Origin of the sequence: Verrucosispora sp. WMMD1129 (assembly GCF_029581255.1) — a bacterium.
Lineage (GTDB): Bacteria > Actinomycetota > Actinomycetes > Mycobacteriales > Micromonosporaceae > Micromonospora > Micromonospora sediminimaris.
The window spans coordinates 3,482,788-3,501,110 of record NZ_CP120741.1; the positions used below are offsets into that span (position 1 = coordinate 3,482,788).

An 18,323-nucleotide genomic window follows, 5' to 3' on the forward strand; every position below is an offset into this window, starting at 1 on the left:
GGATGGCAGGTGGCCGAGCCCATGGTAGGAGGAAGTCAGACCTCGGAGAAGAAGGTGAGGGAGCCGGCCACTGTGCCGTCGGCGACCACGGGAGTGGAGATGGCGTCCACCGTCGCATCGGCCGCGTCCTCCGTGGCCGCCTCGATGCGTAGCAGGCCCCGGGCCAGTCGGCCGGAGGTGAGCGCCAGCAGCGGGGGGATCTTGTCGATCTCGGGCTCGGCCAACTCGCCCCGGTAGGCGGTGAAGTCGAGCAGTCGCAGCCCTCCGTCGAGCAGCGGCAGGCCGATCACGTCCTCCGGCGCACCCAGTTGGAGCAGCTCGCAAGCGGCGGTGGAGACGGCCAGCACCCGGGTCTCGGCGTCGATCAGCAGGCAGGGTTCGTCGGCGCTGGAGACCGTCGCCGACCACCGGCCGATGTTGTCGCACTCCGGCTCTGGCGGTGTCTCCCCGGAGGGCGCGAACACTTCCGAGAGCGAGAGTTCGACGTGGGCCACCGAGCCTCCTATGCACACCGACGGTACGTCCACGCTAGCCGGTCGCGGCAGCGACCGCCGACCGCGTTGGGCGTACGGTGCCGTCGGTGTTGATCAGTGCCCGGTCGGCGACGGCGCGGGCCGGCGGGAGCTGAGCCGTGCCCGGCCGCGTGGCGTCGCCGCTGACGTTACCGGCGGCCGGTCGGCTTGTCAGCGGCCATTCGGCCGTCCTCGTACCACCGGTAGTCCGCAGCCGGCGGGTAACCGCTGTCGCCCCAGGTGCCGGGGTGCTGCGCGACCCGGGACAGCTTCTCGGCGGTGGCCGGGCTGATCCGGTTTCCGCCGGCCACCAGGAGCCGGTCCAGTTCCCGGTGGGTCGCCATGAGGCAGTCCTTCGGCAGACCGTAGACGCTGATCACCCCGGAGCCCACGAAGGTGAGCACCGGGGTCACCGGGATCGGGTGGCCGACGGCCGCGGTCAGCGCCTTGCTCGCCCGTCGGGCGTCGCGACGTGCCTCGGCCACGTAGGGCGGGCGCTTGCCGTTGATCTGCACCACGTCACCGGCGACCAGGACGCGGGCCCGGCCGTGGTCGGCGATGGTGACGGCGAAGAGCCCGCTCGGGCCGATGGCCAGGAACCCGGCCCGGTTGTCCGCATGGTCGTCGAGGAGGGCATCGGCCACGTCGGTGCGGGGCCAGTCGATGACGTGCCAGGCCGGCCCGAGATGGTCGAGTTGACCGAGAGCGCGGGCACCGGCCGCTTCCAGCCGTCGCGCGCCCCGCTCCGCCCGGCGGCGGCGGGCCCACTCCAACGGAGACGGGCGAGGAGCTGCGACCACCCCGGGAGACTCGACCCGGGGGTGCGGTACCGCCACTGGCGGCAGCGCCCTGGCGGACGGTACGGCTCGACGTGCGGGGAAGACAGTCATCGCGACCTCCGGCAAAAGGTCCCTCGAAGTTACGTTCTCACTACCCTACGTTGCCAGTCCCGGTGGTCGGCAAGCCGGAGCGCCGGAATGACTGTGGATGAATGCCATATTCACCCACGGTTGTTTTACCGGATGCCGCCAAACCCTGCCCTACGCTGCGGGGGTGAGCCACCACGTGGACAGTGAGGTCGGCCGGCTCGGCACCGTCCTTTTGCACCGGCCGGGGCCGGAACTCGCCCGGCTGACCCCGCGCAACAACGATTCGCTGCTCTTCGACGCGATCCCGTGGGTGGGTCGGGCGCAGGAGGAGCACGACGCCTTCGCGGGAGCCCTGCGGGAACGCGGTGTCGAGGTGCTCTACCTGACCGACCTGCTCACCGAGACGCTGGCCGTGGCGGAGGCCCGGACGGAGCTGACCGACGAGGTGCTCAACTCGCCCCGGCTCGGCGACACCCTGCGCGCGTGGGTCGCCGCACATCTGGCGTACCTCGACCCGGCCGCGTTGGCCAGTGTCCTCGTCGCCGGCCTGGCCCACGAGGAGTTGCGGCTCGGCCGGGACCGCCGGGGTGGGCTCGTCTACACCCTGATGGACCGCCACGACTTCATCATCGACCCGCTGCCCAACCTGCTGTTCACCCGCGACTCGTCACTGTGGATCGGCGACCGGGTGGGTGTGACGAGTCTGGCGATGCCCGCCCGGCGGCGGGAGACCACACTTACCGACGCGATCTACCGTCACCATCCCCGGTTCGCCGGCACCGAGTTCGTCTACCGCCCGGGCCTGGAGCCCCTGGAAGGTGGGGACGTGCTGCTGCTGGCACCCGGCGTGCTGGCCGTCGGGGTCGGCGAGCGGACGACACCCGCCGGCGCCGAGCGGCTCGCGCGTCGGGTCTTCGCGGCCGGGCTGGCGCACACCATCCTCGTCGTACCGATCGCCCAGGAACGGGCCACCATGCACCTGGACACGATCTGCACGATGGTCGACGTCGACGCGGTGCTGATGTACCCGAACGTGGCCAGCAGCCTGTCGGCGTACACCGTCATCGCCGGTGCCGACGGTGCGGACCCGCGGGTCGACGGGCCGGCGCCGTTCCTGCGGGCCGCTGCCGACGCGATGGACCTGGACCGGCTACGGGTGATCGACACCGGGCTCGACCCGGTGACCGCCGAGCGGGAGCAGTGGGACGACGGCAACAACACCTTGGCGCTCGCGCCCCGACTCTGCGTCGGCTACGAGCGCAACGTCGAGACCAACGCCCAGTTGGAGCGGGCCGGCATCGAACTCATTCCGATTGCCGGCTCGGAGCTGGGCTCGGGGCGCGGCGGCCCCCGCTGCATGTCCTGCCCACTGCTGCGGGAGCCGGGCAGGGCACCTTCCTGACGGCCGGGTGGAGCAGGTGCCCGGCGGGCGAATCAACAGTCGGGGTCGCGGTCAGCGCAGGGTGAGCTGGCGGCCGAGCAGCCCCTGGCGGGACCGGCGGGCGTCGGCGTCGAGCGGGCCGGTCTCGGCCAGGGCGTCGGCGTAGCGCTTGGCGAAATCGGCGACCGGCTGCTCCCAGTCACCGGCCGGGATCTCCTCGGGCAGGTCCCAGACCGGCACCAGCCGCCCGTGGGCCCGGAACATGCCGGCGAACCGGGTCTGGTCGCCGAGGGTGAGCGAGCCGGCCGCGCCGAGCCGGGCGAGCGCGTCCAGGGCGGCCTCCTCGGCCTCGGGCAGCACCCAGCGGACGTGGGCCTTGTCCGTCACCTGGCACCAGTACGCGGCACGCGCGGCGGCCAGTCGCACGGTGGGATAGATCGCCGCGTTGGCCCGCTCCAGGGAAGCCCGCACGGTCGGGTCCTCGGCGGCCGCGGGGGCCAGCCAGAACTCGAACCCCTCGTGCAGGCTGATCTCCAACGGCCCGTCGACCAGGATGTCCTGCAACCGGGAACCGGGGCCGGGCAGCGGCGGCACCGCGACCTGGGCGCCGGGGGCGGTACGCAGTGCGCAGAGCAGCGATTCGGCCAGGTCACGGGAGACGTCACCGGACTGGAGATGACGCTGGAGCCCGATGAAGATGTGGCCGTCCTCCCGGCTCATCGCGGGGGCGGCCATCGGCAGCACGGTGGCCAGCGTCACCGGCCGGTCGCCGTGCTCCTCGATGAGCGCCGGGGCGAGCCGCAGCGGCGCGGAAGCGGCTGGCACCAGCTCCCGCAGGGCGATCCACTCGGGCTCGTCCACCAGCCCCTCGAAGGGCCGGGGCACGAAGACGTCCCGGACCCGTTCCCGCTTGCCGGACGCAGCGGCGGCCCGCTGGTTCTTTCGACGCTTGCTCACGGCGACACAGCCTAGCGGGTGACACAGGCGCCGGAGCCCTCTGGTGGAGGGTGGGGCCGGACCCGACAACCGGTCGACCGACCGGCTCAGCCGGAGGTCACCAACGCCGTCTGGTCGGCGACCGGTTCGAAGTCGGCCCAGACGCTCTGACCGAGACCGTCGCGCTCCACGCCCCAACTGGTCGCCAGGCCGGAGACGATGTGCAGGCCCCGACCGTCGGCCGCGTTCGGGTCCGGCGGGCGGATCCGCGGGCCACCCGACGCGCCGCCGTCGGTGACCCGCAGCCGGAGCTGCGGCCCCTCGGGAGCGTGGCGCAGCCGCCAGGCGACCCGGACCACGCCGCCCGGCAGCGGGTCGGCATGCCGGACCGCGTTACCCACCAGCTCGGCCAGGACCGCTACCAGATCCGCCAGCATCGCCGGGGAGACGCTGCCGGCCAGCTCGGCGGCGAGCCGGTGCCGGGCGATCCGCGCCCCACTGGCATGGTGCGGCACCACCACGCACCACGCCCGTTCGACAGCTGTCGTCGCCACCTCTGCCCCTCTTTCGCCCCGTGACCCCCACTGTCACCTGCGGGGCAGCCGCACCTCTGCGACCGTACCCCCACCATTTCTCGGGCGAAGGAATACCCACCCATTCTGTTGTTCAACGATCCGGCGCACGAGATAGAGGCCGAGACCGGTGCCGGGATAGCGACGTCGGTCGCCGGAGTCGCCCTGCCAGAACCGGTCGAAGGCCCGTTCCACGTGCTCCGGGCGTACGCCGATGCCCCGGTCACTGACCCGGAAGCAGACGGTCTGGCCGTCGGCGCCGGCGGCGACGTCGATCGGGGAGTCGGGCGGGGAGTACTTTCCGGCGTTTGTGACGAGTTCGGTGAGCACGGTGGCCAGGCTCTGCCGATGGCCGATCGCCCTGGGCAGCTCGGCCGGCACTTCAAGGGTGATCCGCCGCCGCAGGTCCGTGGGCAGGTCGGCGATCGCGACCCGGAGCGTCTCGGTGAGGTCGAAGGGCGCTGGCGGCCCGTCGCCCGGCCACGCCTCGGCCGCTGAGGCGAGCAGCCGGTCGAGCAGCCGGGCCAGTTCGTTGGCCCGCTGGCCGATCACCCGGGCCGCCTGCCGCCGGTCGGTATCGCTCAGCGACTCCCAGTGGTCGGTGAGGGTGTCCGCGTAGCCCTTGATGACCGTGACCGGGGTGCGCAACTCGTGGCTGGTGACCGCGACGAAGAGATCCCGCTCGTGGTCGTGCCGCTGCTGGTCGGTGGTGTCCCGGAAGCTCACCACCCGCAGGGTGCCGGGGCCCGGCAGCTCACCCGAGGTGATCCGCAGCCAGCGCCCGCTCGGCAGGCGATGATCGAGGACCTGCCCGGAGGGCGGGAGCGGAAAGGGCAGCGGCTGGTTGATCGCCTCCGCGGTGGACCGGCCGGTCACCTGCGCGGCGGCCGGATTCCAGAGCCGGACCGTGGCGTCCCGGTCCACCACGGCCAGACCGTCGGCGAGCGCCGCGACCACCGGACCGTCGCCGTGCACCGGCAGGCCGCTCTGATCGCCGTACATGTGGGCGATGCAGGAGCCGAGGTAACCGACCACGCCACGGTGCTCGGCTGTGGGTTCCTCGTCGCCAGCGAGGTAGAGGGCGTGCAGGCTGCCGACGGTGTGGCCAGCGATCTCGGCCCGGGAGACGACCATCCGCCGCAGGCCGCGCTGGGCCAGCTCGCTGGTGAGCGGGTTGGTGAACTGGTCGGTTCGGACGCACTGCACCCGGGGGCCGGCGAGCAGGCAGCTGGTGACCGGATCGTTGGCCGGCAGCGGCCGGCCGACGGTCCACTCGGCGGCGCCGGTGGCGGCGATCACCCGGCCGCCGCTGGGCGCGAACTCCACGAACGCCATCCCGGCGGCACCGAGTGCCGGCTGGGCCACCCGGAGCAGCTGGGTCAGCACCGGCAGACCCGCGTCACCGGAGTTGATCATCTCGATGACGGCTGTGTGCCCGGCGATGAGAGCGGAGTAGTCGGTGCGGTCCGGCATGACCCCGAGTCTGCCTGCCGTCCGCGTTCCCGGGCACCCCCGAGCGGCCTCAGGCTCTGACTACCTGTGCAACCGGGCGAGAGTCTGCGCCGGGCGGTCGGTGATCACGCCGTCCACCCCCGCCGCCAGCACGAGGTCGAGGTCGGCCGGCTCGTTCACGGTCCAGACGTAGACCTGGTTGCCGGCTGCCCGCAGCGCCGGCACCAGGGCGGGACGGGCGCGGACCAGCGCGATCCCCGGTCCGGCGATGCCGGCACCGAACGGCAGCCGCCCCATGGGCAACCAGCGAGGCAGCACCTCCAGCAGGAGCACGGTCGGTAGCGCGGGGGCCAGTGCCCGGATCCGGCGTACCGCCAGCGGGGAGAACGACATCACGGTGACCCGTACGAGTGCGTCCGGGTGCGGGTCGACCAGACCGTACCGGCGCAGCAGGGCGACCAGCCGCCGCTCCACGTTGCCGCCGTAGCGGGACGGATGTTTGGTCTCCACCAGCAGCCGGACGGGCCGACCGGCGGCCAGCACCGCCGTCAGCAGCCGTTCGAGGGTGAGCAGTCGGGTGTGCGAATCGTCGAGCACCTCGTCGCCGTTGGCCGGAACACCTCCTGGATGCCAGGAACCGAAATCCAACTGCTCCAACTCGGCGAGCGTCCGGGCACTGACCAGACCCCGGCCGTTGCTGGTCCGGTCCAGCCGCCGGTCGTGTACGCAGACGAGGTGCCCGTCGCGGGTCAACCGGACGTCGCACTCCAGCCCGTCGGCACCCTCGTCGAGAGCGCGCAGATAGGCGGCGAGGGTGTGCTCGGGCAGGTCGTACGAGGCGCCACGGTGGGCGAAGACGAGGGGTCCGTCCACGGCTCGCTTCCTACAGGACCCGGCCCGGCTGCCCGTCCGAGCCGACCACCGGTCGACCGGCCGCCGCCCAGTCGTCCATCCCGCCGGCGACGTTGCTCACCTGCTCCCAGCCGTTACGCAGCAGATACGCGACGACCTGAGCGGAGCGACCGCCGGAGCGGCAGATGACGGCCACGTCCCGGTCGGTCGGCACCTCGGCCAGCCGGGCCGGTAGTTCCATCATCGGCAGGTGGTGGGCGCCCGGGGCGTGACCGGCGCGCCACTCGTCGTCCTCCCGGACGTCGAGCAGGTACGTCTGATCGTTGATCTCGGGAACGGTCACGGTGGGTATCTGAGGTCCGAACACGGGTACCAAGCCTAGAACCTCGTCGGGCGGCGGCCCGCGACCGGACGGCGTTGCCCCGGCGGGCCCGGCCATCGGGCGGGTCAGAGCCGGGTCACCCAGCGTGGATGCGCACCGGCCCACTCCGACATCCGGCTGCCGCGCACCGCCTCGAACAGTCCGTCACCCTCGTCGTCGAGCCGGACGTAGGACACCTGGTCGATCATCTGGGGGTAGGACGGTACCTGCACGCCCCGTAGCCCGTCGGTGGCCAGTCCGTGCAGCGCGAGCAGCAGGTCCTCCACCGGCACGCCGTTGGTGTCCAGGGTCAGGGAGCCGCCGACGGCCCCGATCAGCCGGTGCAGCCGTACCGGGTCGGTGCGGAGTCGGGTCTCACCGGCCTGCGCCAGCATCGCCCCCAACAGCTGTTGCTGGTGGGTCTGCCGGTCGTAGTCGCCGCCCGGCAGGTCGTAGCGCTGGCGCACGTAGTCAAGCGCCTGGTCGCCGTCCATCCGCTGGCAGCCGGGACGGAAGACCCGGTCGGTGTGGATCGACTTCACCTCGTCGCGTACGCACATGTCGACCCCGCCGAGCAGGTCGATCACGTTCCGGAGACCGGCGAAGTCGACGAGTGCGGCGCCGTCGAAGCGGATGCCGGTGAGCCCGGTCAGGGTGGCCGAGAGCAGGTGCGCACCGGGCCGGCCGCCGCCACCGTACTCGTACGCCGTATTGATCTTGTCCTCACCGCCGGGGTAGCCGCCGCCCGGCGGGATCGTCACCAGCAGGTCGCGCGGCACGGAGACCAGATAGCCCTCGCGTAGCCCGGGCGGCACGTGCACGATCAGGATGGTGTCGGTGCGCTGCTCGGAGCCGGCGTCACCGGGCCGGCGGTCCGAGCCGACGAGCAGGTAGTTGAGCGGGCCGTCCAGGTCGGTACGGTCGGCGCGGGCGCTCGGGTCGAGCAGCTCCGCCCGGGTCATGGTGCTCTCGTACCGGTCGGTCAGCATCCGGAGCCCGACCACCGCGACCGTGGCCAGCAGCATCGCCGCCAGCCCGATACCGAGCAGTACGCGAGGCCACCGCGGTCGCCGGGTACGCGCGCCCGGTGCCCGCTCTCCGCTCGTACGCCTCCTGGCCGTGACGTTCCTCCCGCGAACCTGACGTGAATCTGACTCACATCAGGCTACGGAAGTGTCACGAAGAGTGACGGTGGTTTCGGCTATCGCGCTGCCCCACCCGTCACTTCCGTGAAGAGATCACCTCGGGGTTGTAGAAGACGAACTCGGCGAGCTTGTCCTTCCGGACCGCCTGGAACATGTCCAGGGTCTGCTCGCTGAGCGCCTCGGTGCCGTTGCCCTTGGCGTTGTACGTGCCGCCGTTGGTCTTCAGCATGATCAGCTCGTTGCCGGTCACTCCGCGCATGGTGAAGACGAAATCCTCCACCGGCACGCCACCGGTGTCCAGGATGAACGCCTTGCCGGCCGCCTTGATCAGCTCGTTCAGCTTCACCGGGTTGGTCAGGCTCCCGTTCTGGGTGGCCTTCTTGGCCATCGCCTTGATCAGCTGCTGCTGGTTCTGCTGGCGGTCGTAGTCGCTGTTCTTGAGGCCGTACCGCTGGCGGGAGAAGTCCAGGGCCGCCCAGCCCTCCATCTCCTGGCAGCCCTTCTTGTGCACCACCGGGGTACGCGACTTGCCGGTCTTCTTGGCGTCCGCGTTCCACATCGGCTTGCCGTCGACGTACGACATGTGGATCGAGGTGACCTCCTGCTTCGGGCAGATGCGCACCGAGCCGAGGGCGTCGATGACGTTCTTGAAGCCGCCGAAGTTGATGATCGCCGCACCGTCGAAGCTGACCCCGGTCATGCCCTTGATGGTCTGCGCCATCAACTGGGCGCCGCCCTCCCAGCCGCCGCCGTTCTGGGCACCGGCCTGGAAAGCGCCGTTGATCTTGCCGACGCCGCCCGGGTAACCGGTCTTCTCGAACGCCGGGATCCGCGCCTCGGTGTCCCGCGGGATCGAGATCAGGTACGCCTGGTCGTGGGTGGCCGGGATGTGCAGCACGATGATGCTGTCCGCGCGTACGTCGTCCGCCGCCCACCGCTCCCGGGCGTCGACCCCCAGCAGCAGCATGTCGATCGGACCCTTGAGATCGGCCCCACCCTCCGCGGAGGTCTTACCGGCCTCACCGAGCAGGTTGCGCTGGGAAATGCTGCCGGTGGCCTGACTGATCAGCGCCTTGCTGCCGACGATCGCCACACCGCTGGTCATCATCAGCGCGGCACCGAAGATCACGGTGAGCCGGGCCCAGAGCGGGTCCTTGCGCCGGGTGCGCTTCTTGCCGGACTTGCCGGGACCCTCGTTCGTGCGGGTCGGCGGGGCGGCGGACGCACGCGGCGGCTCAAGCAGGGAGGGGCTGTGAACCGGCATGCGTGCTCCAGCTCGTGTACGCAGAAGGGGGCGGGAACACTTTACGTTCGCATTCCGGTGCTGGCGAGTTCGTGTGGTGTCCAGTTCACGTTCTCCGCCGCGTCATCCTGCTGGAATGGCCGATCGTCCACAACTAAGTGGACGATCGGCCGTTCCGGTAGTCGCTGGTGCTCAGCCGTTGCCGTTGGTCGGCTGCTTGTTGGCCTGCATCCAGTCGGCCATCGTGTCCGCGGCCATCGCCCGGTACATGGTCAGCGCCTTCTCCCGGTCCGAGACGACCACCGACTCGCCGTTGATGGTCTGGCTGCCCAGGTGCGGGCTGGTGACGAAGGTCAGGTTCTCGCCGCGCAGGTTGCGGAACTGCACCGCCATGTCGGTGAGCGAGAAACCCTGGTCGACGGTGACCGCTTCGGTGACCGACTGAAGGAAGGCGTTGAGCTTCTTCGGGTTGGTAAGCGTGCCCGAGCTGGCCGCCTTGTCCATCAGCGCCCGCAGGAAATCCTGCTGGTGGCGCATCCGGGCGAAGTCGCCGTCCGGGAACTGCTTGCGCTGGCGGATCCAGTCCAGGGCCTCGGTGCCGTTCATGTGGTTGGTGCCCTTGGTGAACTTCCGGTACGGCTTGTGGATCGAGGTGATGGTCCGCTCCACCTCCAGGTCCACCCCGCCGAGGGCGTCAGTGACCTGCTTGAACCCGGCGAAGTCGATGGCCATCACGTGATCGATGTGCACGTCGGTGAAGCACTCGACAGTGCGTACCGCCAGGGGCAGTCCGCCGAACGCGAAGGCGGCGTTGATCTTGCGCCGTTGGCCCGTCTCACATCCGGCCCCGGCGCTCTCCGGGATCGGCACGTAGAGATCCCGCGGGATGGAGACGAGGTACGCCTGCTTGTGGTCGGCGGGGATGTGCATGACGATGATCGTGTCGGCCCGCCACTCGCCGGCCCGGTCCATCGGCGCGTCCGGATCCCGCGAGTCGGTGCCCACCATCAGGATGTTCAGCGCGCCGTTGACCGCCTTCGGCGGCCGGTCACCGGTGATCTCCGAGAACGGGTCGGTCCGCGCCATGTTGTTGTCGAGGCTGCGGGCGTAGAACCAGGCTCCCGCGCCGCCGATCAGGGCCAGCACCAGCACGGCGACCCCGGCCACCAGCGCGATACGACGCCAGTGCGGTCGCCGCCGCGGTGACGGACCGCCGCCGGGCCCGCCCGGACCCAGCGGACCGCGTGGTCCTCCCGCGCCGCCGGCCGGGCTCGGCTCATCGTCGTACGCCGGGTGCCACCGGGTGTCGGCCGGCGGGTTGGCCCGGCTTCCGCGTCCCGGGCCCGGCACCGCTGCCCGGCCGGCGCTGCGGTGCAGGCGGAGGGCCGGTAGCGCGGCGGGAATGGCTGCTGACATGTAACTCAATGTACGCAGCACGAGCCAGTCCCGTCCCTACCGAGCGGTGCGCCGTCGGTGTCGACTACCCCAGCCGCTGGCGGAAGTGGTCGATGGTGCGCCGCAGTCCCTCCTCGGGAGCGACGGTGGGCTCGTAGCCGAGTGCTTCGCGGGCGAGGGTGAGGTCCGGACGGCGCATCTCCGGGTCGTCGGCACTGCGCGTGACGTAGGTCACCTCGGACCGGCTGCCGCAGAGCGACACGATCGTCTCGGCCAGTTCCCGCATGCTCATCTCGTGCTCGGTGCCGCAGTTCACCGGCCCGCTCTCGGTCGAGTCCAGCAGCAGCAGGATGCCCCGGACCAGGTCGGCGACATAGCAGATGGAACGGGTCTGGTTGCCGGTCCCATGCAGGGTGATCGGCTCGTTGCGTAGCGCCTGGGAGATGAAGGTCGGGATGGCCCGCCCGTCGTCCGGCCGCATTCTCGGCCCGTAGGTGTTGAAGATCCGCACGATCGCGGTGTCCACCCCGCGACTGCGGCGGTACGCCATCGTCGCGGCCTCCGAGAACCGCTTCGCCTCGTCGTAGACGCTGCGAATGCCGATCGGGTTGACGTTGCCCCAGTACGATTCCCGCTGCGGGTGTTCCTTCGGGTCGCCGTACGCCTCGGAGGTGGAGGCCATCAGGAACCGGGCGCCGTCGGCGGCGGCCCGCTCCAGCAGGTGCAGGGTGGCCACCGAGCCGACCCGAAGGATCTCCACCGGCAGCTTCTCGAAGTCGGTCGGGCTGGCCGGTGAGGCCATGTGCAGGATGGCGTCGAATCGTTCCGCCAACGCCGGATGGCTGGGCAGGCCGTCGGCGATGTCGGCTTCCACCAGGGTGAAGTTCGGCGTGTCGAGCAGGTGCGCGACGTTTTCCTTGGACCCGGTGACGAAGTTGTCGAGGACGACGACCGTGCAGCCGCGTTCGATCAGGGAATCCACCAGGTGCGACGGAACAAAACCGGCGCCGCCGGTGACCAGGATCCGATGACCGGGACCGAAGCGCTGCTCAACCTTCATGACTGGTCAGCCTAAAGGAGCGGGTGGTGGGCCCGTCGTGACGGTCAGGCCAGTTCCCGGTAACGGCCCCGGTGGTGCAGCAGCGGCTCGGCGTCGTCGGTCAGCTCCACGCGCTCGATGGTCGCCTCCACCAGCAGGCCCCAGCCGTACTCCCGGCTGCCGTCGAGGCGGCAACCGGCCCAGCCACCCGCGTCGCCCGGCACCGGACCGTACGGCGTGTCGAGCCAGGTGCCGGTGGCGAAAAGGCCACCCGGGGACGGGAACAGACCGGCGAACCGGTCGGCGAGCTGCCGATGTGGTGGACCGAGCGGGGTCACCGCGAACCGGCCCGTCTCCTCGACCGCCGCCCACAGCTCCGACTCGGCGTCGACCAGTCCGAGCAGCCGTCCCGGCTCACCCTCGGCGACCAGGGTCGACGACACCGTCAGCCCGGCCGGCCCGGGTGCCGTCCAGAGGGTCACCGGCGCGGCGAGCCGCCCCCGCAGCCGCCGCACGGGCGAACGTTGGCCGGCCGGCGCGGCGAACGGGTCGGTGTGGTGGATCCGGGCACCCGGCTCATGATTCACGTGAAACATTGTGACCCGTCTGCCCGGTTCTCGGCCTCGGCTACCGCTGGCGAGATGCGGCATGTTGGGGTATCTCCCGGTAGGGATGCCGCGACATGCCGCATCTGGCGCGACGGTCAGCGGCGGCGGGTGAACGCGCGTGCGGCGAGGGGGAACAACGACAGGCCGATTCCCGCGACGAACACGCGCACGGTCGGGTCGAAGCTCAGCGCCGAGCCGAGTTCGGGTGAGACGTGCGTGCCGATGAAGGGCGGCACCGCGGGCCACACCGTGACCGCGAGTAGGAGCAACGCGGTGATTGCGATGAGGCCGGCGAGCGCGCACCGAAGTACGTACCGAGCGAACTGTCTGCCGCCGACCCACAGCCGACCGATTGTGGATGTCGGTGGCCGTCGCCAACTGCCGTGTCGGGTCCACGCCTCCTCGTGGCTGGTGAGCGGATAGCGGTTGACGATCGCCTGGATCAGTTCGTAGGTGGACATCAGCAGGGGAACCGTCTGCGGGACGCCGAAGGCGAACAGGCGCTGTAGCTCTCGTGTCTCGGCGCGGATCCGGCCGGCCCACGCACGCAACTGCCGGTCGGTGATGTCGACGCCGGTACGGTTCACACGCGGCCACGACAGCTCGAATCGCTGCGCGGCACGGTCGAGTTCCGCCACCGCCCGGCGTCGGTCCGGCGGGGTGGGATCCGACTCGACACGGTCACCGAACTTCAGGAGTGCGGCGACCAGAGCCAATTCGGGATCTTTCCATCGGAGCCGCTCGGCCCACCAGGACCGCGCGTAGGGCCACAGTGCTGCGGCGACCAGACCGGCACCGGCGAAGGCGACTCCCACCAGGAGGTCGTACCACCGCGTTTCGCGGACCGTCGGCACGGTCGACACCGCGACGCACGCCACGGCCGGGACCGCGGCGCTGAGGGCCGTGGTGCGGGACGAGAGGGCGAAGTGCAGGACGAGCACGACGAACATGACCCCGAAGACCAGGCTCGTGGCGGAGGCCACCAGCCCGGCGACGGAGGGCCCACCGACAGTGCCGAACGCGGCTGCGGCGGCCACCACCACGCCGAGCTCCAGCGGACGTACCCGCGGTTCGTTCAGTCGCTGAGACTCGCGGTCCCGCCAGAGCAGAATCGCGGTCCGGACGGTTGGCAGCACCGACACTGGTTCGGCGGCCACGAGGCCCCAGAAGGTGTCGTAACCTGCCGGCCCACCGAGCCGCCTGACCCGCTCACGCAGATTCCCCTGGTTCTCCAGCACGATTCCGTCGATCTCCTCGCCGCGCTTGATCCACCAGGGGACCAGATCCGGAGGGACGAAAAGCTCCTCGTGGGTCAGCGGCTCGTCTGCGTCGAACAGGTCGTCGTCGTGCCGGGGGACGAACTCGTCATCCAGAAACGGTGCCCGGCCGTCGGCCCGCCCGGTCCAGTCGATCGAGTCCGGTTCCGGTTCGGGAGCTGCGGCCGTCCAGGAGCGAGGTCGAGGTCGAGGTCGAGGTCCTGCGTCGTTCACGCGATCACCACCAGGTCGCGGTTGTGCCTTCACCTGGTAGCACGACATGGCAAGTCCGAGGCCACCGCCTGCTGCCGCTTCGAGTCGGCGAGCCCGGCGTCACGCGGCCTGTTGCTCGCAAGATGCGGCATGTTGGGGTATCTCTCGGAAGGGATGCCGCGACATGCCGCATCTGGCGCGACAGTCAGCGACGGTCAGCGACGGTCAGCGGCGGTCCAGCAGCCGGCGGTCAGCGGCGCGGGGTGACCAGGGCGAGCAGTTCGGGTTGGCGACGGTCCAGCACGTCGCCGGCCAGGTAGGCGCCGAGCAGCGCCGCGCCGACGCCGTAGGCGACGCCCAACGGCAGGCCCAGCCAGAGCCAGGCGTCGCCGAGCAGTGCCGCGGCGAGCACCATCGGTGCGGCGAGCGCGCTGGTGGCCACCATGGCCAGCAGCGTCAGCATGCCCTTCACCACCCCGGCCCCGCTGTTCATCGCGAACGGGTTGCTCGTCTCCGGCAGCGAGTATGCGCCCAGCACGGAGACGAACGAGTTGACCGCCAGCCCGGCACCGTAGGTGGCGACCAGCGCACCCGCCATGAATCCGATCCAGGTCGGCTCGCCGAGCACCAGCGCGATCACCACGGCGACCACAGCCAGCATCGGCAGCACGTAGAGCGAGAACGCGGTGATCCGGGCGCGCAACTCCAGTCGACCCGGTACGCCGGCCACCACGTTCGCCGCGTACGCGCTGCCGTCGAAGCCGAACTGGTTCGCCAGGGTCACGGCGGCGAGCAGCCCGACGAAGAGCATCGAGAGGCTGACCAGCACCGGCGAGGATTCCCCCGCGGCGCTGAAACCCTGGTCGCTGTCGAACGTGAAACCCTGTCCACCGAAGTTGACCATCACCGGCACGAAGAGACCGACCACCGCGATGGTGATCAGGTTGGCGCGTCGTCGGGCGTCCCGCCACCAGTAGCGGGCCTCCCGGGCGACCAGGGCACCGAAGCGATCCCGGCGCAGCCAGCCGCCGGCCCGGGGAAAGAGCTGGGCCACCACGCCGCCGGTGACTCCGGGCCGTGCCCGGGTGGGTCCGGCACTCGCCGCGCCCACCATCGCCGACTCCAGCGAGCGTGACCACCAGGCCAGCAGCGCGACGATCGTCACCACGGTGATCAGCAGCTTCACGGGTGCGGCCCAGGCCCGGCCCTGCGCCACGTCGATGCCCGCCGTCCACGGGGCACCGAAGGGGGTCCAGCCGATCACCGTCGCCACGCCGGTCAATCGGTCCCAGTCGGTGTCCTGGATCGCCGCCACGCCGGCGAGTTGCAACGGGCCGAGCGACGCGGCGAGCACCGCGAGCAGAACGGCGGCCAGGTCGCGTACCCGGCGGGAGCGCAGCATGGAGGCGAATGCGCTGGTCACCGCTCGGGCACCGGCGACGCAGAGGAGCAGCCCGCAGACCACCCCGACGGCGCTGACCAGGGCAGCCGACCAGCCGCCGAACACCCCGGCGGTGACCACCAGGCCGGAGAGGCCCAGCAGCACGGCGACCGTGGGTACGCTCACCAGCGCCGCCGCGAACAGCCCGGTCACCAGGGTGCGTCGGGACAGCGGCAGCAGCGCGAACCGGGCCGGGTCGAGTGTCTCGTCGACGCCGAAGAAGACAAGCGGCAGCAGCAGCCAACCGAGCACCGTCAGCCCACCGGCGAACGCGGCGACCAGCAGGGCGTACCGGTCGTCGCCAACCAGCCCGGGAGCCGCCAGGCCGAAGAAGGCACCGACCGCGAACCAGAGCCCGATCAGCGAGCCGACCAGGAACAGCGCCACCCGCCAGCCCTGACCGCGGAAGTTGTTGCCCATCACCCGCAGCTTGAGCCGGACGAAGTGACGCGCCGAGACCGGCCGCACCCGGTTCGCCGGTGCGGTCACCGGGACAGCCACGCCAGCTCCTCACCGGTGGCGGTACGCCCGCCGACCACCTCGACGAAGACGTCTTCCAGCGAACGGTCGCCGCGTACCTGCTCCAGGGTGCCGACCCGCTTGATGGTCCCCTCGGCGAGGATCGCCACGTGTGAGCAGAGCCGTTGCACGACCTCCATGACATGGCTGGAGAAGACCACCGTCCCGCCGCCGGCCACGTACCGCTTGAGGATGTCCCGGATCAGCGCCGCCGAGACCGGGTCGACCGCCTCGAACGGTTCGTCAAGCACGAGCAGCCGGGGCCCGTGCAGCAACGCACAGGCCAGCCCGATCTTCTTCTTCATGCCGGCGGAGTAGTCGACCACCAGCGTTCGACCGGCGTCGGCGAGGGCCAGCACGTCGAGCAGCTCGGCCGCCCGCTGGTCGACCACGGCCGGGTCCATGCCGCGCAGCAGACCGTGGTACGCGAGCAGCTCGGCTCCGCTGAGTCGGTCGAACAGGCGTACCCCGTCCGGCAGGACGCCGAGCAGTTGCTTCGCGGTGACCGGGTCGGCCCACACGTCATGGCCCAGCACCCAGGCGCCGCCGGCGTCGGGCCGGAGCAGCCCGACCGCCATGGACAGGGTGGTGGTCTTACCGGCGCCGTTCGGGCCGAGCAGCCCGTAGAACGAGCCGGCCGGGACGTCGAGATCCACGCCGGCCACCGCGACCTTGCCGTCGAAGCTCTTGGCCAGGCCGCGTAGCGCCAGCGCCGGGTGCTCACCAGTCATGCGCCCGACCGTATCCCGTGCCGACCAGCCCGCCGCCCGACCGGAGGAGGATCCGCAGCTCATCCCCGAGTCGGACCAGCATGGAAGCCCGGGCCACCGCGCGGGCAGCCGGTCGGCGACCTGCCGCAGCAGGGCCTGCTCCGGAAGGGTGCTTCCTCACGAGCGGAGGGCGTCGGGGGCGTGCAGGCGGAGCATGGTGCGGCCGATGTCGGCCGGGGCACGGCGGCGGGTGGCCAGCGAGACCGCGATCATCACCGTGAAGGCCAGCGGCACCGTCCAGGCGGCCGGCTGGGCGATGAGGGTGGCCGGCCAGCCGGTCATGGCCGGACCGAGGACGGTGATCAGGACCGAGGTCACGGCGGCGCCGCCGCCGACCAGAATGCCGGCGGCGGCACCCGCGTCGGTGAGGCCCCGCCACCAGATGCCGAGCACCAGCAGCGGGCAGAAACTGGACGCGGCGACCGCGAACGCCAGGCCCACCACCTGCGAGACGTCCAGGCCGGAGACGTTGAGGGCGAGGACCGTCGGCACCACCCCGGCGATCACCGTCGCCAGCCGGAAGCCGCGCACCGAACCTCGACCGAGCACGTCGGTGGAGATCACCCCGGCGACGCTTGTGAGCAGCCCGGACGAGGTGGACAGGAAGGCCGCGAACGCCCCGGCGGCGACCAGCGCGGCCAGTAGGCGACCGGTGGTCCCGGCACCGAGTGCCGCCTCGGGCAGCAGCACCACCACCGCGTCGGTCTGACCGGTGATCAGCAGCTGCGGTGTGTAGATCCGGCCCAGCACGCCATAGATGGTGGGCAGCAGGTAGAAGACGCCGACCAGAGCCAGCACCACCAGGGTGGTCCGGCGGGCGGCGGCCCCGTCGGGATTGGTGTAGAAGCGCACCAGGACGTGCGGCAGCCCCATGGTGCCCAGGAAGGTGGCCAGGATCAGCGAGTACGTGCCGAACAGTCCCCGATCGTCGGAACCGGCGTCACTGGGCAGCAACCAGTCGGTGGCCCCGTTGGCCACCCCGGAGACCTTCGGCACCGGTTCGCCCTGGGCGAAGCTCAGCTCGTCGCCGGGGCGTACCTCCAGGGTCTGGCCGTCGGCGAGGGTGAGCACGGCCTGCTGCTCGACCACGACTGTGGTTGCCGTCCGGAACGTGGCCCCGTCCGGCGGGGTCACCGCCGGACGGCCGTCGGACTGCCACTGCAGGGCCAGGAAGATCGCCGGTACGGCGAGCGCGGTCAGCTTGAGCCAGTACTGGAACGCCTGCACGAAGGTGACCGCCCGCATCCCACCCAGGGCCACGTTCGCGGTCACGACGGCGGCCACCACAAGCGCACCGACCGGGTACGGCGAGCCGGCCAGCGTGGCCAGCGTCAGGCCGGCGCCCTGAAGCTGCGGCACCAGGTAGAGCCAGCCGATGAAGATCACGAAGACGGTGGCCAGCGTCCGTAGCCGGCGGGATCCGAGCCGCAGCTCGCAGAAGTCGGGCAGGGTGAACGCGCCGGACCGGCGCAGCGGCGCGGCCACGAACAGCAGCAGGGCCAGGTATCCGGCGGCGAACCCGACCGGGTACCAGAGCACGTCCACGCCGTACTTGAGGATCAGCCCGGCGACGCCGAGGAAACTCGCCGCCGACAGGTACTCGCCGCCGATCGCGGCAGCGTTCCAGGTGGGGCTGACCACCCGGGAGGCGACCAGGAAGTCGGAGGTGGTGCGGGCCAGCCGCAGCCCGTAGAAGCCGATGGCGACGGTGACCAGGGTGACCGCCACGATCGCCGGTACGACGAGATCGTTGCCCACG

Annotated in this window: 16 protein-coding genes and 1 pseudogene; 1 reads left to right on the forward strand and 16 read right to left on the reverse strand. The window is 71.1% G+C overall.

The features are described 5' to 3' along the window. Positions 1 to 35 precede the first annotated feature (35 nt). Together O7624_RS16205 and O7624_RS16210 are read right to left on the reverse strand one after the other, a co-directional pair. Positions 36 to 494, reverse strand: a complete 459-nt coding sequence (locus O7624_RS16205; protein WP_093410823.1) for a PAS domain-containing protein — start codon at positions 492 to 494, stop codon at positions 36 to 38. A gap of 167 nt (positions 495 to 661) precedes the next feature. Then, a complete protein-coding gene (locus O7624_RS16210; RefSeq protein WP_093410820.1) occupies positions 662 to 1,402 on the reverse strand; it encodes a hypothetical protein in 741 nt (246 codons plus the stop codon). Between the two features lie 163 nt (positions 1,403 to 1,565). Between O7624_RS16210 and O7624_RS16215 the strand changes: the two genes are divergently transcribed. Further along, complete coding sequence (locus tag O7624_RS16215; protein ID WP_282236383.1) at positions 1,566 to 2,783, forward strand: arginine deiminase; 1,218 nt, start codon at positions 1,566 to 1,568, stop codon at positions 2,781 to 2,783. A 51-nt stretch (positions 2,784 to 2,834) separates the two neighbouring features. Here O7624_RS16215 and O7624_RS16220 read toward each other — a convergent pair whose 3' ends face one another. The 14 genes and pseudogenes from O7624_RS16220 to O7624_RS16285 all read right to left on the reverse strand — a co-directional run bounded on the left by O7624_RS16220 (position 2,835) and on the right by O7624_RS16285 (position 18,322). After that, positions 2,835 to 3,719, reverse strand: a complete 885-nt coding sequence (locus O7624_RS16220; protein ID WP_282236384.1) for a DUF5926 family protein — start codon at positions 3,717 to 3,719, stop codon at positions 2,835 to 2,837. 86 nt (positions 3,720 to 3,805) lie between these two features. Next, positions 3,806 to 4,219: an ATP-binding protein gene (locus O7624_RS16225; protein WP_282240652.1), complete on the reverse strand. Its 414-nt coding sequence runs from the start codon at positions 4,217 to 4,219 to the stop codon at positions 3,806 to 3,808. A 66-nt stretch (positions 4,220 to 4,285) separates the two neighbouring features. Beyond that, the gene (locus O7624_RS16230; RefSeq protein WP_282236385.1) at positions 4,286 to 5,743 is read right to left on the reverse strand and encodes an ATP-binding protein; all 1,458 of its coding nucleotides are present in this window, start codon (positions 5,741 to 5,743) and stop codon (positions 4,286 to 4,288) included. A gap of 60 nt (positions 5,744 to 5,803) precedes the next feature. Continuing rightward, positions 5,804 to 6,595, reverse strand: a complete 792-nt coding sequence (locus tag O7624_RS16235) for a glycerophosphodiester phosphodiesterase family protein (protein WP_282236386.1) — start codon at positions 6,593 to 6,595, stop codon at positions 5,804 to 5,806. 10 nt (positions 6,596 to 6,605) lie between these two features. Continuing rightward, the gene (locus O7624_RS16240) at positions 6,606 to 6,941 is read right to left on the reverse strand and encodes a rhodanese-like domain-containing protein (RefSeq protein ID WP_093410808.1); all 336 of its coding nucleotides are present in this window, start codon (positions 6,939 to 6,941) and stop codon (positions 6,606 to 6,608) included. 80 nt (positions 6,942 to 7,021) lie between these two features. Then, a complete protein-coding gene (locus O7624_RS16245; RefSeq protein WP_282236387.1) occupies positions 7,022 to 7,960 on the reverse strand; it encodes an LCP family protein in 939 nt (312 codons plus the stop codon). Between the two features lie 196 nt (positions 7,961 to 8,156). Next, positions 8,157 to 9,344, reverse strand: coding sequence for an LCP family protein (locus O7624_RS16250; RefSeq protein WP_282236388.1), 1,188 nt, complete (start codon positions 9,342 to 9,344; stop codon positions 8,157 to 8,159). 171 nt (positions 9,345 to 9,515) lie between these two features. Then, the gene (locus O7624_RS16255; RefSeq protein WP_282236389.1) at positions 9,516 to 10,739 is read right to left on the reverse strand and encodes an LCP family protein; all 1,224 of its coding nucleotides are present in this window, start codon (positions 10,737 to 10,739) and stop codon (positions 9,516 to 9,518) included. Positions 10,740 to 10,803: 64 nt separating this feature from the next. Further along, positions 10,804 to 11,778 carry an NAD-dependent epimerase/dehydratase family protein gene (locus O7624_RS16260; protein ID WP_282236390.1) on the reverse strand — a complete coding sequence of 325 codons (975 nt, stop codon included), beginning with the start codon at positions 11,776 to 11,778 and terminating at the stop codon, positions 10,804 to 10,806. Positions 11,779 to 11,822: 44 nt separating this feature from the next. Next, positions 11,823 to 12,353: pseudogene (locus O7624_RS16265) on the reverse strand (flavin reductase family protein); the annotation flags it as partial. A 107-nt stretch (positions 12,354 to 12,460) separates the two neighbouring features. Beyond that, a complete protein-coding gene (locus O7624_RS16270) occupies positions 12,461 to 13,855 on the reverse strand; it encodes a hypothetical protein (RefSeq protein ID WP_282236391.1) in 1,395 nt (464 codons plus the stop codon). Between the two features lie 229 nt (positions 13,856 to 14,084). Next, positions 14,085 to 15,776 carry an ABC transporter permease gene (locus O7624_RS16275; RefSeq protein WP_282236392.1) on the reverse strand — a complete coding sequence of 564 codons (1,692 nt, stop codon included), beginning with the start codon at positions 15,774 to 15,776 and terminating at the stop codon, positions 14,085 to 14,087. Continuing rightward, the gene (locus O7624_RS16280) at positions 15,761 to 16,525 is read right to left on the reverse strand and encodes an ABC transporter ATP-binding protein (RefSeq protein ID WP_093410796.1); all 765 of its coding nucleotides are present in this window, start codon (positions 16,523 to 16,525) and stop codon (positions 15,761 to 15,763) included. The genes O7624_RS16275 and O7624_RS16280 overlap by 16 nt, the downstream gene beginning before the upstream one ends. Before the next feature lie 156 nt (positions 16,526 to 16,681). Then, positions 16,682 to 18,322, reverse strand: coding sequence for a cation acetate symporter (locus tag O7624_RS16285; protein WP_282236393.1), 1,641 nt, complete (start codon positions 18,320 to 18,322; stop codon positions 16,682 to 16,684). Between the last annotated feature and the right edge of the window lies 1 nt (position 18,323).

What these genes read in the sequence shown, in the direction of transcription:
- O7624_RS16210 (WP_093410820.1), bottom strand. Translation starts at nt 1,402, where the DNA reads ATGACTGTCTTCCCCGCACGTCGAGCCGTACCGTCCGCCAGGGCGCTG.
- O7624_RS16230 (WP_282236385.1), bottom strand. Translation starts at nt 5,743, where the DNA reads ATGCCGGACCGCACCGACTACTCCGCTCTCATCGCCGGGCACACAGCC.
- O7624_RS16245 (WP_282236387.1), bottom strand. Translation starts at nt 7,960, where the DNA reads ATGCTGCTGGCCACGGTCGCGGTGGTCGGGCTCCGGATGCTGACCGAC.
- O7624_RS16250 (WP_282236388.1), bottom strand. Translation starts at nt 9,344, where the DNA reads ATGCCGGTTCACAGCCCCTCCCTGCTTGAGCCGCCGCGTGCGTCCGCC.
- O7624_RS16255 (WP_282236389.1), bottom strand. Translation starts at nt 10,739, where the DNA reads ATGTCAGCAGCCATTCCCGCCGCGCTACCGGCCCTCCGCCTGCACCGC.
- O7624_RS16260 (WP_282236390.1), bottom strand. Translation starts at nt 11,778, where the DNA reads ATGAAGGTTGAGCAGCGCTTCGGTCCCGGTCATCGGATCCTGGTCACC.
- O7624_RS16280 (WP_093410796.1), bottom strand. Translation starts at nt 16,525, where the DNA reads ATGACTGGTGAGCACCCGGCGCTGGCGCTACGCGGCCTGGCCAAGAGC.